At 63.5% G+C, this 13889-nt stretch carries 14 protein-coding genes and 1 pseudogene; 9 read left to right on the top strand and 6 right to left on the bottom strand.

Annotated elements, in window-relative coordinates:
- Position 1: 1 nt before the first annotated feature.
- Complete coding sequence (locus tag ACFJGX_RS19925; RefSeq protein WP_382324260.1) at positions 2-844, top strand: phosphodiesterase; 843 nt, start codon at positions 2-4, stop codon at positions 842-844.
- Positions 845-1418: 574 nt separating this feature from the next.
- On the opposite strand, the gene ACFJGX_RS19930 is transcribed toward ACFJGX_RS19925, so the two are convergent.
- A complete protein-coding gene (locus ACFJGX_RS19930; protein WP_382324258.1) occupies positions 1419-2978 on the bottom strand; it encodes a tetratricopeptide repeat protein in 1560 nt (519 codons plus the stop codon).
- A 1077-nt stretch (positions 2979-4055) separates the two neighbouring features.
- On the opposite strand from ACFJGX_RS19930, the gene ACFJGX_RS19935 reads away from it, so the two are divergent.
- From ACFJGX_RS19935 to ACFJGX_RS19945, 3 genes are read left to right on the top strand one after another with little or no spacing between them, the layout of a single operon-like run.
- Complete coding sequence (locus ACFJGX_RS19935) at positions 4056-4943, top strand: AAA family ATPase (RefSeq protein ID WP_382324256.1); 888 nt, start codon at positions 4056-4058, stop codon at positions 4941-4943.
- Positions 4873-6012: a hypothetical protein gene (locus ACFJGX_RS19940; protein WP_382326860.1), complete on the top strand. Its 1140-nt coding sequence runs from the start codon at positions 4873-4875 to the stop codon at positions 6010-6012. The genes ACFJGX_RS19935 and ACFJGX_RS19940 overlap by 71 nt, the downstream gene beginning before the upstream one ends.
- Positions 5936-6697, top strand: a complete 762-nt coding sequence (locus tag ACFJGX_RS19945) for an AAA family ATPase (protein WP_382324252.1) — start codon at positions 5936-5938, stop codon at positions 6695-6697. Before ACFJGX_RS19940 ends, ACFJGX_RS19945 begins: the two co-directional genes overlap by 77 nt.
- Before the next feature lie 183 nt (positions 6698-6880).
- Here the strand turns inward: ACFJGX_RS19945 and ACFJGX_RS19950 are convergent, their stop codons facing one another.
- Positions 6881-7450, bottom strand: a complete 570-nt coding sequence (locus ACFJGX_RS19950; RefSeq protein WP_382326862.1) for a hypothetical protein — start codon at positions 7448-7450, stop codon at positions 6881-6883.
- A gap of 14 nt (positions 7451-7464) precedes the next feature.
- Here ACFJGX_RS19950 and ACFJGX_RS19955 point away from each other — a divergent pair, with 14 nt between their 5' ends.
- From ACFJGX_RS19955 to ACFJGX_RS19965, 3 genes are all read left to right on the top strand, one after another.
- On the top strand, positions 7465-7827 hold the full coding sequence (locus ACFJGX_RS19955) for a hypothetical protein (RefSeq protein ID WP_382324248.1): 363 nt from the start codon (positions 7465-7467) through the stop codon (positions 7825-7827).
- Between the two features lie 22 nt (positions 7828-7849).
- Positions 7850-8212 carry a hypothetical protein gene (locus tag ACFJGX_RS19960; RefSeq protein ID WP_382326864.1) on the top strand — a complete coding sequence of 121 codons (363 nt, stop codon included), beginning with the start codon at positions 7850-7852 and terminating at the stop codon, positions 8210-8212.
- A 153-nt stretch (positions 8213-8365) separates the two neighbouring features.
- On the top strand, positions 8366-8536 hold the full coding sequence (locus ACFJGX_RS19965; protein ID WP_382324246.1) for a hypothetical protein: 171 nt from the start codon (positions 8366-8368) through the stop codon (positions 8534-8536).
- Between the two features lie 12 nt (positions 8537-8548).
- Here ACFJGX_RS19965 and ACFJGX_RS19970 read toward each other — a convergent pair.
- From ACFJGX_RS19970 to ACFJGX_RS19980, 3 genes and pseudogenes are all read right to left on the bottom strand, one after another.
- Positions 8549-9548 (bottom strand): annotated as a pseudogene (locus tag ACFJGX_RS19970) (hydroxyacid dehydrogenase).
- Positions 9491-10177 (bottom strand): RraA family protein, encoded by a 687-nt coding sequence (locus ACFJGX_RS19975; RefSeq protein ID WP_382158670.1) that lies wholly within the window; start codon positions 10175-10177, stop codon positions 9491-9493. Before ACFJGX_RS19975 ends, ACFJGX_RS19970 begins: the two are co-directional and overlap by 58 nt.
- Positions 10178-10200: 23 nt before the next feature.
- The gene (locus ACFJGX_RS19980) at positions 10201-11172 is read right to left on the bottom strand and encodes a Bug family tripartite tricarboxylate transporter substrate binding protein (RefSeq protein WP_382324242.1); all 972 of its coding nucleotides are present in this window, start codon (positions 11170-11172) and stop codon (positions 10201-10203) included.
- A 105-nt stretch (positions 11173-11277) separates the two neighbouring features.
- Here ACFJGX_RS19980 and ACFJGX_RS19985 point away from each other — a divergent pair, with 105 nt between their 5' ends.
- Positions 11278-12036 carry an IclR family transcriptional regulator gene (locus tag ACFJGX_RS19985; protein ID WP_382324240.1) on the top strand — a complete coding sequence of 253 codons (759 nt, stop codon included), beginning with the start codon at positions 11278-11280 and terminating at the stop codon, positions 12034-12036.
- Between the two features lie 180 nt (positions 12037-12216).
- On the top strand, positions 12217-13212 hold the full coding sequence (locus tag ACFJGX_RS19990) for a putative sulfate/molybdate transporter (protein ID WP_382326866.1): 996 nt from the start codon (positions 12217-12219) through the stop codon (positions 13210-13212).
- Positions 13213-13222: 10 nt separating this feature from the next.
- Here ACFJGX_RS19990 and ACFJGX_RS19995 read toward each other — a convergent pair whose 3' ends face one another.
- Entirely contained in the window at positions 13223-13861 is a 639-nt protein-coding gene (locus tag ACFJGX_RS19995) for a response regulator transcription factor (RefSeq protein ID WP_382324236.1), read from the bottom strand.
- Between the last annotated feature and the right edge of the window lie 28 nt (positions 13862-13889).

The following is a 13889-nucleotide window of genomic DNA, read 5'->3' on the forward strand; positions in this document are numbered from 1 at the left end:
CATGAACCCGGAAGCACCGCGCCTGAACCTTGTGCAACTCTCCGACCCCCATGTGGTGGCGCGGGGCAAGCGCCTGATGGGGCGCATCGACACAGCGAAGTACCTCGCCCAGGCCGTCGAGCGGGTCAACCAGATCACACCACGCCCGAGCCATGTGCTGATCACCGGCGACCTGGTGGATCAGGGATCGCTCGGCGAATACCAGCACCTGCGCGAGTTGCTCAAGCCACTGCCGTGTCCCTACTGGCTGATGCCCGGCAACCACGACTCGGTGCCCCAACTGCGCGAAGCGTTTCCCGACCATGCGTACCTGCAAGGCAACCCCGAAGACAACGGCACGATCGCGGCGTTCGTGCTCTATGAGCTTGACCTCGGCAGCCATCGCCTGCTCTCAATCGACACGACCGTGCCGGGAAAGCCGTTCGGCACCCTGTGCGCCGCGAGGTTGAACTGGCTGAGCAAGCGCCTGGACGCCCAGCCCGAAATGCCCACCCTCGTCGCCCTGCACCACCCGCCCTTCACCACCGGCATCGCCTTCATGGACGGCATGGGTCTGCGCGAAGGCGCCGAGGAACTCGAACGCATCGTCTCGCAGCACCCACAGGTGGAGCGCTTGCTGTGCGGTCATCTGCACCGCACGATCCTGCGGCGCTTCGGCGGCACGCTGGCGATGACCGCACCATCCACCGCCCACCAGATCGCCATGGGGTTGCTGCCGCAGAGCGAACCCGCCTTCATCTTCGAGCCGCCGGGCTTCTACCTTCATGGCGTGCAAGCCGATGGCAGCCTCGTCAGCCATTTGCAGCCGATCGGCGATTTCGGATCTGCCCAGCGGTTCGGCTGAGGCCTGCCACTTGCCTCCTGACCGCGCCGGACGCGCGGAATCAGGCTGCGCGGGTATGCCTGCAGCTTCATTGAGAACTTCCACCTGGCCTCATGCGGCAGATTTTGGAAAAAGCGCTGAATGATGAGATCGTGACGGTGTGACGTGTGCCGCGCCGGCTGGTGCAGTTCACCGGCAAGGAGTCGCCATGAGGCTTGCCCCAATGAACGGCCGTTTCAGACTGCGAGCGGACGTCTAAAGTGCAGTCCGCCAAAGACTGCTTGTGCCGATAGCAGTCGTCGAGGTTGCTCGGCTTCTTCCCGTAGCGGTACCTGAAAGGCGGTTCACTCTCTGGTTCGCGCATAAGCTTCTGCAGCGGCCGTTCGAATGGGTGCTCCTCAGTACGGTCCAGCCCGGCGCGATCGCGGCGAGCGTCGCTGACTTCCTCAGCGGCCCTTCAAAACCATCATTGAAGCACGAGCGGCCTTGCTCGCAAGAGAGCGGCAGGTAGACTCCTGATTCCCCTCTTCTTAAGTATCCCGGGAGGTGCCCTACCCGAAGAAGCTTACTCCTTAAGTTGACCGGTGGCGTCCAGTTAAGGAAACGTGTCTGGGTCAGCAGAAAACTCTGCTACCACTCGTTGGCAAGCTTCACCTGTGAGCTTGCTCCCTTCGGTGCGCGCCTTATCAGCAGCAGCTTGCGCCTCAGGAGAAATCTTGCCTCCACGATTCTGCGCAACATAGTTCTCGCAGCCCTGCTTCAGGCCCAACTTGCAACTGCGATCAAAGAACGTCAACGCTCGCCGCTTGTCAGCAGGAACTCCTGGACTTCCATCCGTGTACACACCACCAAGGATATTCAGCGCTCGAGCTTTTGCTCCGCTTTCAGCGTCCGCAGACTCCGCGATCAGGCTCAACTCCGCAACCCAATTTGGCATTTGCTCTAAGCCAACGCAGCCTTGTTTGATAAGCGTAGCCTGGTTAACTTTTCCTTGAACGATGCCTGCGTCGAAAGCCTTCCCGTACCAGCGAAATGCTTCATGGACATTCTGCCGGACACCTATCCCAAGTTCATAGTACAAGCCCAACATCAGTGCGGAGCTTGCATCCCCCCCGTCCACAGCCTTGCGCGCATAGTAAAAAGCTTTTCCCACATCGGTGCGGCCTTCCGAATTGGACAGTCCTTTGACAAACAGCCAAGACAGCATCCCGTCCGCGTAAGGCGTCCCCGCCATCAGATAGAAACGTTCGGCCGATGCATAGTCACGGTCCTTCGCGGCGCCGAAGTGATGCATGCGACCCGCTTGGTTGGCGCTGTCGCTGTCGCCAGCATGTGCGCCCTTTTCGAACCAGTTCAACGCTTCCGCTTTATCCACAGGTAGGCACCGCGTCTGGCTCTCCCGTTCAAAGCCAAGTGTCCGCATCGATTCAGGGCTACCTAGCGCTGCGGCCTGAGCCATGTAACGAATTCCTAAACATTCGTCCTTAGGCACCGCCGTCCCTTGCAAGTACCGGTTCCCTAAGTAGGTTGCATGCTCAGCGCGCGTCTGACGCAGAGCGTTCTCGTTGTTGACCAACTTCACAAGATATTGATTTGCTCGAACCGGATCCTTGGGAAAGCCATTCGCACCATTCCAAAGATTGTCTCCGACAAAAATTTGACCGCCTGGTGAGCCCCTCTCGGCGGCTTGCTCAAATAACCGACGCCCCCGATTTCGGTCTTGCGCTCTTCCCCACCAGCCATTCCAATAGGACACCGCACTAACCATTGAAGCCATGGAGCTGCCCTTCTCGGCCGCGACGTCTAGCTGCTTTAGAGCATTGTCTACGTGCAACGTTCCAGTAGCTCCAGTCAACAGCATAAGAAAGGAAGAGAACTCTCGATCATTCAACAGCTGTTTGTTGAGTAGCTCGACGGAAGAAGCCGTCTCCTGCCAAGTTTGCTGATGCACTTGGGACTGACGCACAACGGGCGCACGATTGATATCCCACCCGTGATTGATGGTGAGATGTAAGTTACCTCCGACATTGTTATTGGTCACCACAGGTCCGCTGTTACCCGTGACTGCTGGCCCTCTCTCTTGCGCCACCCCCAGTGAGTGCGCGGCAAAAGCCGACAACATCACCGCGCAAAAGCGTGCGCTCCAATATTTCATTTGCTGGTGCTGTTAATGTTGAGATCTCCCTTGACCTCGTTGCCTATGACAACGGTTCCAGTGTTCCCCAACACCGAAGTGGTTGGTTTGCTCGCTAACGGCGTCTGAGGGGGGGCACTTGCGCGTGGCGCCTGGGGCTTTACAGCAGGTGCCTGTGGACGATCAGACAAGGCACTAGCTGGTCTCAGCGCACGCCCGTAGTCTGAAATCAGTCGCCCTTTTTCGCGCTCCGGCATGAAACGGTCGTCTCTCAATGCGGTACACAGGGTGTACAGATATGTCAGTTCGACTAGGGTCTTGTCTGCATTCGGCAACTTTTCCAGCAAGCTCCTCGATTGAGACTGGACTGCGCTGGTGGCGCTAGGCCCGCGTAGCTTCAGTACTTGCAGCGTAGCCACCTCAAAATCCGCACGATAGTCTCTTAAGGTCGTGCTAGGAGGCGGGCTGCACTCGATAGCCCAAGCATTCGCTGCAAATACGGCTTGCAAAAACATGGCTACATTTACCTGAGCCGACTTAGAACACATGCTTTAAACCCTCGATTCGGTTACGAACACCCCTCTGCGCTTTGCCACCATTCCTAGAGCCTCTTAATGCTGAAGCATTGTCAGATAACTTCGGCTTGGTGGTTACCCATACTCTAGGTGAGCTGTGAGCAAATTTCAAGTTCAGACATGGTGTCGTCTCTGACTTGCTGCCGGCGCCCAATGGGAGTTCGTGCGCACAAATCAGCAATGCCACCTGAATCTAAGTCAGGCAAAGATTACTAAAACATTCCAGTCGCTTCGAAGCAGATCTTGGCAGCTAGACGACGAGTCAGGCTGAGTACGGTCCGTCAACTTTGGCAAATAAAGGACGGTTGCGTAGCCCTAGCAGTCGTCCATCGCCGCCTCTAGTTCACACGGTTCTTGGTACTTTTCCTACACTGCGCAGTCCTGCAATCACTGGCATGCCGCAACACGGTTCAGGCAAGGTCGGGGAATTGGACCCTCGCTTCGAAACAGGTAGCAACCCAAGCAGTGGTTCATCATCCAGATTTGTTGAAAAAGTGGGAATGATTTAAAACTGGGGGTCTTCATGTCGCAAGCGGCATTCAATGTCTTCGATGCACTATCCGCTTGGAGCAGGACGCTCTCCAACTGGCAACGGTGCCTGCTGGTCAAACTCGTCGGCGCCGTCGATTTCCCGGACGAGGCTTTGGATGACGTCTACCGCGAGTACTTGATGGACCAGCAACTGGCCCCGGCGGAGGTGCCACGTGCGACATGGGACATAGCCTTGCCACAGATTCAGGGCGGCCCCACAACGGCCACGAGCGTAGTTACAGCTATGACCGCGCTGACCGGCGTCAACGCTCTGGCGCAGGGTGAAACACTGACTTTCGGCCGCAAGCTCACTGTGATCTATGGCCCCAACGGTGCAGGCAAGTCCGGCTATGCGCGAGTGCTGAAAGCCGCATGCTTTACCCGTTCCAAGCAAACCGCGATTCTTGGCGACGTGAAGTTGGCCAAGCACAAGCAACCCACGCCGAGCGCGACGTTTGCCTTCGACGACGGTTCCAACACGACTTTCGTCTACAAGGAGCCTTGCCAGCGGCTGCGCGACAACTTCGCGGTGTTCGACTCGACCTGCGTGCGTGTCCACCTGGATGAGCGCAATGCTTTCCAGGTCATGCCCTATTTGTTCGATGTCTTTCCCCGCATGGTGGAGGTCTTCGGAAAGCTGCAGCGCAGGCTGCGCGATGACATCGCTCTGCGTTCCCATGCAACGGACAAGTTCGCAGTTCCAAGCAGCACGTCCGAAGTCGCTACGCTGTTGCGCAGCCCTGACGGCACAGACGAACCTCATTCGCCTGAAGGCGTTGGCCGTCTTTGGCAACGAGGAGCTCGCGCGCTTGGAATCGGTTGTCCGGCAACTTGCGACACTCAGGACTACCGATCCCAAGGAGATCATTCGCCAGAATGAGCAGCGCATCACCGACCTGGACGCACTGAAGGTATCGCTCTCCGCTTTGCACCTGACTTTATCGCCTGCACTTGCGGAACAAATCATCAATGCCGTCAAGCGGATTCAGACGTTGACGGAAAAGGCAGCGGCGCTCTCAGTGGCACAGTTGGGCGAGGAGCCGGTGCAGCCTATCGGCACAGCAGCATGGCGTGACCTGCTAACTGCGGCCATCGCCTATAACACCGAAGCCTACCCTGACGAGGCGTTTCCACCGAAAGCAGATGCGGCCCGATGCGTGCTTTGCCATCAGGTTCTTGACGAAGACGGGGTGGCACGATTGACCCGCTTCTATCAGTTCGCAACTAGCGATGTGGAAGCGCAGCTGGGCCAGGCCAAGACCGCGCTCGTAGGGTATGGCATGAAGCTGTCCAAGTTCAGTCTCGCCTTTTTTGATGAGGGCAGTGTTGCGCACCGGACCTTGACCGAGGTGGATGCCGCGATGGCCGCAGCGGTTTCCAGTCATGTCGAAGGCTATCGGGAAGTCATCGGAGCATTGGTGCACGCAGTTGCCGGTGCCTTTGACCCTGGCTTGAGCATGTTGGATCATGACCCGGTTTCGATACGCATCACGGAGTTGGTTGAACGCCTGAAATCCGACAACGATGCCTTGCGACAGAAGGACCTGAAGGTACTGATGGAGTCGTTGATGGCCGAAGAGCGGTTGTTACTCGATCGCCAGGTCCTCGCCGACCAGTACGATGCTATCGCCGCGGCGGTAGCGGACCTCAAGTGGGTAGGAAAGGCAAATGCGTGTATCCGCGGCTTTTCCGCGACCCAACGCGAAGTGACGAGTAAGCAGAAAGCGCTGGCGCACGGAACTGGTCGCGCAGGGCTTCATCGCGCGATTCACGGACAATTGCGCCGCCCTGCAACTCAAACTACCGGTGCAGTTCCGCTTCGCGGGCGATGCCGGAACGACCGATCGAAAAATCGAGATTGCCAACGCCAGCGTGGCTGGCATCGACCCTTCTTCGGTGCTGAGCGAGGGCGAACAGACAGTGGCAGCGCTGGCCGACTTTCTCACTGAAGTGGAACTCAATGGCTCCTGCTTGGGCGTGGTGTTCGATGACCCCGTGACCTCAATGGACCATGTTCGCAAAGAGGCGATCGCGCAGCGTCTTGTGGACGAAGCCGCCAAGCGGCAGGTGATCGTCTTTACGCATGACATCCTGTTTACGAACTATCTGGCGACGGCTGCGGTGGACAAGGGTGTAGATTTTGCGGGCAGGACCGTGTGGCGTGGCGTGGCAGATGAGCCAGGTGTCATCGACAGCCTGGCCTTCCCACACGAACATTACGAAGGTGCTGCACACGATCGCGCACTAAATCATCTCGCCCTGGCCCGTACGCTAGACGGCGAGAAGCAGCGCGACAGCTTGGAGAAGGCGTGTGGCAGCCTGCGTACCGCTTATGAGGACTTCATCCAGCGAAAGCTGTTTGGCAATGTCGTCCGCCGCTGGCGGGAGAACATCACCTTCACGCTCAGTCAGGTGTATTTCGATGAAGGCATTGCTGCCCAGGTTCACACGCGCATGGCGATGCTGTCTCGCTACATCGATGCTCACTCCCATTCGCCAGACTTCCACGAAGTGCCGTTGACGATTGATTTCGTGGTTGACGAGTTGGCTCAAATGGACCGAATCAAGGCTGAGTACAGCGCAGCGCGCAAGGCATGGGAGAAAGCGAAACCCGAGGCGGCGACCTTTAGTTGATCGGGTCCGTCGCCCGCCAGCTGTCGATTTGCCGACCGCGCACACTGGAATGTCCGCCATGTGACGCAGATCGCCCATTCGGGGCGTGGGAGCGGCTGACGGCAATCGCTGCAGACCGGCCATCCCCTGCAACCATGCGATGGCGCAAGGCCAAACTCGGCCATTTGCCTTACATGTCCCTAGCTATACTTCGCCGGTCACGCCCAAAAAAGGCGTGATGAGGTTTGGAAGCCTGAAACGAAACCGAGAGCGCTGCAAGCCGCACCGCTCCATGTGAAACCCAACGCACGAGGCGTTGCGGCTTGCCTGTTCGTGCCCCTTTATGGCGGCCCGAATGGGGTGATCGCAAGGTCCGCCGGTTTTCCGCTTTCGGTTTCGCCGGTCTTCCAACCTGTTCGGGCCGCCGCCCCTCCACAAGAGGGGCGGCGGTTGTAGCAAACCGAATCCGGGGGAGCCCCTACATCGGCCATCAACCTTCGTCTCTCTTTCCAACACGCGCTCGCTCGCCTGCGCCCCAAGAGCTTCGCCCACGAAGTCTCCGACCTCACCGCTCAAGCCTTCCACCGGCTCAACCGGCTGGGCCTGTCCCTGGAAAGCCAGGTCGATGACGACATCGTCCATGCCGTCCACGACGAGCGACGCAAGGCGCTTCACGACGAGGCGAGCCGCCGCTATATCGACCTGTTCGACACGTTGCTGGCGCTGCAGGCGCTGGCCGACAAGAACAACGGCCGCCGCTGAAGCGCCTGCCATTCAGGCAAGCCCTCATGGCAGAACAACGCACCATCCCCACCAGAAAGCCGCGCGGCGTGCGCGTTCTTGGCGCTGCCGCATCGGCCGATGCGACCGAGGCGCGGGTCTCGTCGCTCGCGCTGCAGGCGGCCAACCAGGTGACCGAGCTGTCGATCACCTTCAAGGCCTATCAGGCGCTGGAGCGCTTCATCTCGCCGGAGTACGAGCACGAGGTGGACGACGCTGTGCCACCTTCGCGCTCGGAGCTGGGCTCGCTGCTGCACACGCTGAATGCCGAGATGCAGCGGCAGCTCGGCGCGCTGGCGGACACCACCACGGTGCTGCAGGCGCAGGTGGAGAGGAAGTCAGCGGCGGTGTCTTCTTCTTCGCCGCCGTAGCGCCACCTACAACCCGGCGGCCATGTCGATGAACCGTGCGTTCACTGCCGCGCTGCTGTCTTTGCTGGTTCTTCTGGGTGTTTCCCTGGGGAACCCGGCGGCGCGCCTGAGCGAGCACGCGCCCCACACCTACGCCCAGGGCGATGGCACGCCGTTGCGTCAGGCGGTGATGACGGCGGCGGGGCGGTCTGCGATGGCGGCCCTGCGCCCCTTTGCCAAGAAGATGGGGGCGAAGGGGGCCGATGGCGCGCTGCCGGTGGTTAGCGTCACGTTCACCACGCTCGACACCCCCGGGGGCGAGGCCCCCGACCGCCATGGCCCGAGGCTGCCCGAGCCCGCGCCCCACGGCTACCTGGCCCGCGCGCCACCTGCCGCCCTGGCGTGACGCCTGGCGCACCGGTTGGTGCGCCACCCCCCCTCTTCCTCGCCTGACGACGCCGCTGCCGCGTTGCTTCGCCGTGCCCTCCTGGCCCAGGAGGCCGCGGGGCGCGCCGCAGCCGCGCGTGCCCTTCCCTATTTCTCTATCGGACGCATCTTCATGACTTCATTGGATTACGCCTTGACCATCGGCGCCATCGCCGCCCTGCTGCTGTGGCTGGCCTGGAACGAGCGCAAGGCCGACAACGCCCGCGATGCCGGGCTGCTGTTCACGCTCGGCTCCATCGTGGGGGTGGTGGCCGGCGCGGTGGCGCTGTTTCTTCCGGCTTGAACCCGATCGGGCTCAGCGGTCCGCCGAGACCTCTGCCTCGCGCAGCACGGCGAGCAGGTTTTCGCTGGCCGCCAGGCCCATCTTCACGTAGGCGTCAGCCGTGACGCCGCCGATGTGCGGGCTGAGGATGATGCGGTCTTCGTCGCGGAACGGGTGGTCGGCCACCATGGGCTCCATGGCGAAGCTGTCCAGCCCGGCCGAGGCCACGTGGCCCGAGCGCACGGCGTCCAGCAGCGCGGCTTCGTCCACCAGGCCGCCGCGCGCGGTGTTGACGATGAGCACGCCGGGCTTGCAGCGCGCCAGGGTGTCGCGGTTGAGCAGGCCCCGGTTGTCGTCGGTCAATGGGCAGTGCAGCGAGATCGCGTCGGACTCGCGCCAGAGCGTGTCGAGGTCCACCACCTCGATGTCGGCCGGCACCTTGCTGGCGTAAGGGTCGAAGCCGATCACCCGCATGTCCAGCGCCTTGGCCGATGCGCGCGAAGCGCTGGCCGATGGCGCCCAGGCCGATGAGGCCGATGGTGCGGCCGGCCAGTTCCACGCTCTTGTGCGTGGCCTTGTCCCAGTGGCCCGAGTGCATGCGGGCGTTCAGGGCCGGCACGGACTTGGCGCAGGCCAGCAGCAGCGCCATGGCCTGCTCGGCCACGGCCGCCGCGTTGGCGCCCACGGCGGCGCGCACTTCCACGTGGCGCGCTGTCGCGGCCACCTTGTCGATGGTGTCGGTGCCGCTGCCGTGCTTGGAGATCACGCGCAGCGAGGGCGCGGCGTGGATGGCCTCTGCCCCCACCTTGCCGTAGCGCACGATGATGGCGACGGGGTCGTGTTGCTGGCAGAGCGAAACGATGTCCTGCTCGCTGGGGGTCTTGCCGGCATAGACGATGTCGAAATCGGTCAGCAGCGCGAGCGCTTGTGGGGCCAGGTCGGCGGCGGTGACGAGGATGGCGGGCCTGGTGGAGCTCACAGCCGCTCCCCTTCCTTGAGCACGCCGGCCGAGCGCAGCGCGGCGTCCAGCCATTTGGCGGCCGTGTCGCCCTGCTGGATGGCGGCGATGCGCGCGGCTTCGTCTTTCACCTTTTTCTCGGCCAGGGGCAGCAGGGCTTCGATCTTCTCGCGCTCGACGATCACCACGCCGTCGGCATCGCCGAGCACGAGGTCGCCGGGGTGCACGGTGACGCCACCGATGGAGATGGGGTGGCCGATGCGGCCGGGCACGAGCTTGGTGGGGCCGTTGGGGTTGGTGCCCACGCTGAACACGGGAAAGCCCATTTCCTCGAGTTCGAGCGAGTCGCGCACGGCGCCGTCGAGCACCACGCCGGCAATGCCGAGTTTCTGGCACGCGGTCATCATGATGGTGCCCATGAGCGCGGCGGTCTGGTCGCCTTTGCCGTCCACCACCAGCACGTCGCCGGGTTGGGCGAGCGACATGGCGGCGTGGATCATGAGGTTGTCGCCGGGACGCACTTCCACGGTGAATGCGGTGCCCACCACTTTCATGCTGGGGCGAAGGGCGGTGATGCGGCCGTGCAGCGCGCCGCGCCGGCCGGCCACGTCGGCCAGGATGGCCGCCTGGTAGGCGCCGGCCTGCTGCACGATGTGCGGGGGAACGCGCTCGAAGTCGCGGAGGATGTCGGGGGTGGTGGTCACGGTGAGGTCCTGAAGGAAGTGAATCAGTCGAGCTTGGCGCCGGAGTCCTTGACGACCTTGCCCCAGCGCACGATGTCGTCGCCGATGAGCTTGGCGAAGGCTTCGGGGGTGCTGCCGGCCACGTCAGCGCCCTGGTCGCTCAGCTGTTTCTGCAGGGCGGGCAGTTGCAGGGCCTTGTTGATCTCGGTGTTGAGGCGGGCCGTGACGTCCTTGGGCAGGTTGGCCGGGCCGAGGATGCCGAACCAGGTGACGGCCTCGAAGCCCTTGTAGCCGGACTCGGCGATGGTGGGCGTCTGCGGCAGGTCGTCCACGCGCTTGAGCGAGGTGACGGCCAGGGCGCGCATCTTGCCGTTCTTGATGTGGCCGATGAGCGTGGGGATGGACGACACATAGACCTCCACGCGCTCGCTGATCACGTCGTTGATGCCCTGGGCCGCGCCTTTGTAGGGCACGTGCATGAGCTTCACGCCGGCTTCTTTCTGGAACATCTCCATGGCCAGGTGGGCCACGGTGCCGTTGCCCGAGGTGGCGAAGTTCAGCGCGCCGGGTTTGGCCTTGGCCGCCGCGACGAGGTCGGCAAACGTCTTGTAGGGCGAGGTGGCCGAGACCACGAGCGCCAGCGGCGCGCTGGCCACCATGGAGATCGGCGTGAGGTCCTTGACGGGGTCGTAGGGCAGCTTGCTGTACAGGCTGAGGTTGATGGCGAGGTTGCTGGTCTGGCCGAGCACCAGGCTGTAGCCGTCGGCGGGCGACTTGGCCACGTTGTCGATGCCGATGTTGCCGCCCGAGCCGGGCTTGTTGTCGATGATGAAGGACCACTTGGTGGTCTCGCTGATCTTCTGCGTGACCTCGCGGCCGATCAGGTCGGTGCCGCCGCCCGCGGGAAAGGGCACGACCAGGCGCACCGGCTTGTTGGGCCAGGCCTGGGCATGGGCGGTGGTGACGAAAACGGATGCCAGCGCGAGGCCGGCGAGGATGCGGCGGGAAATGATCACGGTGCTTGTCTCCAGTTGTTCAGCCAACCACGTTGGCCGTGGGACCGGACTGTAGGGAGGAGTTGCGTTCAGTACAATGCCGTTTCACGGAACGAAACGAGGTGCATGGTGCGCAATCCTCCCAAAGACGATGATGAACCCGCTGCCGGGGGTGTCAACGCGGTGACGCGGGCACTCTCGCTGATGGAGACTTTCCAGGCCGGCGAGGCCACGCTGTCGCTCGCGGAAATGAGCCGGCGCGCGGGCATGCACAAGACCACGGCGCTGCGGCTGGCGCGCACGCTCGCGCTCTCCAGCTACATGGTGCAGGCCGAGGACGGCCAGTGGCGCCTGGGGCCGGCCACGGGCTGGCTGGGCGCGCGCTACCAGCGCGGCTTCGACGTGAACTTCGCGGTCGAGCCGGTGTTGCGCGAACTCGTGCAACTCACCGGCGAGAGCGCGACCTTCTACGTGCGCGAGGGCAACATCCGCGCCTGCATCGCCCGTGTGGAAGGCGCGCAGGCGGTGCGCCACCACGTGCGCATCGGCGAGCGCCTGCCGCTGGACAAGGGCTCGCCCGGCCGCGTGATCCTGGCGTTCAGCGGGCAGCGCGGCGAGCCCTACGAAGAGATCCGCAAGCGCGGCTACCACCTCTCGCTGGGCGAGCGCGAGCCCGAGGTGTCGAGCGTGTCGGCGCCGGTGTTCGGCCTGAACTGGCGGCTGCTGGGTTCCATGTGCATCTCGGGGCCGGGCTCGCGGCTCACGAAGCCCAAGCTGGAGAAATACGCCAAGCACGTGATCCGCGCGGCCAACGAACTGTCGTATGCGCTCGCGGGCAGCCGCTCGGCGAACACGCCACCGGTGGTGTCAAACTGGCACCCCTGATGAGCACCGAACCTTCCGCCAACACCACCGCGCCGCTGGCACGACCGGCCAACCGATTCGACCGCATGGAATGGGCCGGTGCGTTCGGCGACCTGGGCACGCTCATTCCCTTTCTGGCGGCCTACATCGGCGTGCTGAAGATGGACCCGACGGGCGTGCTGTTCGCGTTCGGCGTTGCGCATGCTGGTCTGCGGTCTGTACTACCGCACGCCGTTCCCGGTGCAGCCCATGAAGGCCATTGGCGCGGTGGCGGTGGCGCAGGCGGCGCAGACGGCGGTGATCACACCCGGCACCGTGGTGGCGGCGGCGCTGGTGACGGGCGCGGTGTGGCTCGTGCTCGGGCTCACGGGCGCGGCGCGCACCCTCTCGCGCCTGGTGCCGCCCACGGTGGTGGCGGGCATCGTGCTCGGGCTGGGCCTGGGCTTCATGCTCGAAGGCGTGCGCATGATGCAGACGGCCTGGGTGCTGGCCGCCGTGGCGGGCGCCGTCACCCTGGCGCTGATGTGCACCCGGGCCATTCCCGCCATGTTCGTGCTGCTGGCCCTGGGCGCGGCGGTGGGCCTGTACCAGAACCCGGCCCTGGGCTCGGCGCTGGCGAATGCGAGCGTGCAACTGACCACGCCCACCTTCGCACTGGGCTCGCTCTCGTGGAACGACCTGTTCATCGGCGTCGTGTTTCTCGCCTTGCCGCAGATCCCGCTGACGCTGGGCAATGCGGTGATCGCGATCAAGGAGGAGAACAACCGCCTGTTCCCTCACGCGCCGGTGACGGAGAAGAAGGTGGCGGTGTCGACCGGCCTCATGAACGTGTTCAGCTCAACCGTGGGCGGCGTGCCCATGTGCCATGGCGCGGGCGGCATGGCCGGCCACGTGGCCTTCGGCGCGCGCACCGGCGGGGCCGTGGTCATTCTGGGCGCCGTGCTGCTGGCGCTGGCGCTGTTCTTCAGCGACTCGGTGCACGTGCTGTTCCAGCTCTTCCCGCCGGCGGTGCTGGGCGTCATCCTGTTCTTCACCGGCGCGCAGCTGGCCCTGGGCGCGGGCGCGCTGGGCGCGGCCAGAAACGACCGCCTGGTGGTGCTGGCCACGGCCGGCCTGTGCCTGTGGAACGTGGCCATCGGCCTGGCCGTGGGGCTGGTGCTGCACCACCTCGCGCGGCGCGGGTGGTTGCGGTTCTGAGCGCGCAGGCTCAGTCCTCGACGCCGATCAAGCCCTCGCGCACCGCCAGGCGCACCAGGGCGGGCACGTCGTCCACGCCCAGCTTGGCCATGATGCGGGCGCGGTAGGACTCCACGGTCTTGGGCGAGAGGTCCAGCTTCGTGCTGATGACGGCGCTGGTGAGGCCCCGAACCACCATGAGGATGACCTGCCTTTCCCGCGCCGACAGGGAGAGCACGGCGGCCGATCGGGATTCGGCCATCAGGCCTTCCACCGCCAGCGTGGATGCCCGCCGGCAAAGGTACCGGTGGCCGTTGGCGACCACCTCCACGGCGTTGAGCAGCTCGAGGGATGCCGAGTCTTTCAGCACGTAGCCCAGGGCGCCGCGCCGCAAGGCTTCGACCACGTGCCGGGGGTTGGCCGACATGGTGAGCATGACCACGCGCGACGGCAGCTTGCGGCGCTGCACCTCCTCCAGCACGTCAAAGCCCGAGTCGGGCTCGAGGTGCAGATCGAGCAGCACCACCGAAGGCTGGAGGCGGGCGATGTCGGCGATGGCCGCCGCCGGGTGGCCGGCTTCGCCCACGACGCGGTGCCCGGCTTTCTCCAGCACATTGCGCAGGCCTTCACGCAACATCACGTGGTCATCGACCAGGAAGATGTCAGCCATGGTGGCAACCGGTTGAGGCGTCCATCAG

The sequence above is a fragment of the Hydrogenophaga sp. UC242_50 genome, assembly GCF_042697355.1.
Classification (GTDB): Bacteria; Pseudomonadota; Gammaproteobacteria; order Burkholderiales; family Burkholderiaceae_C; genus Hydrogenophaga.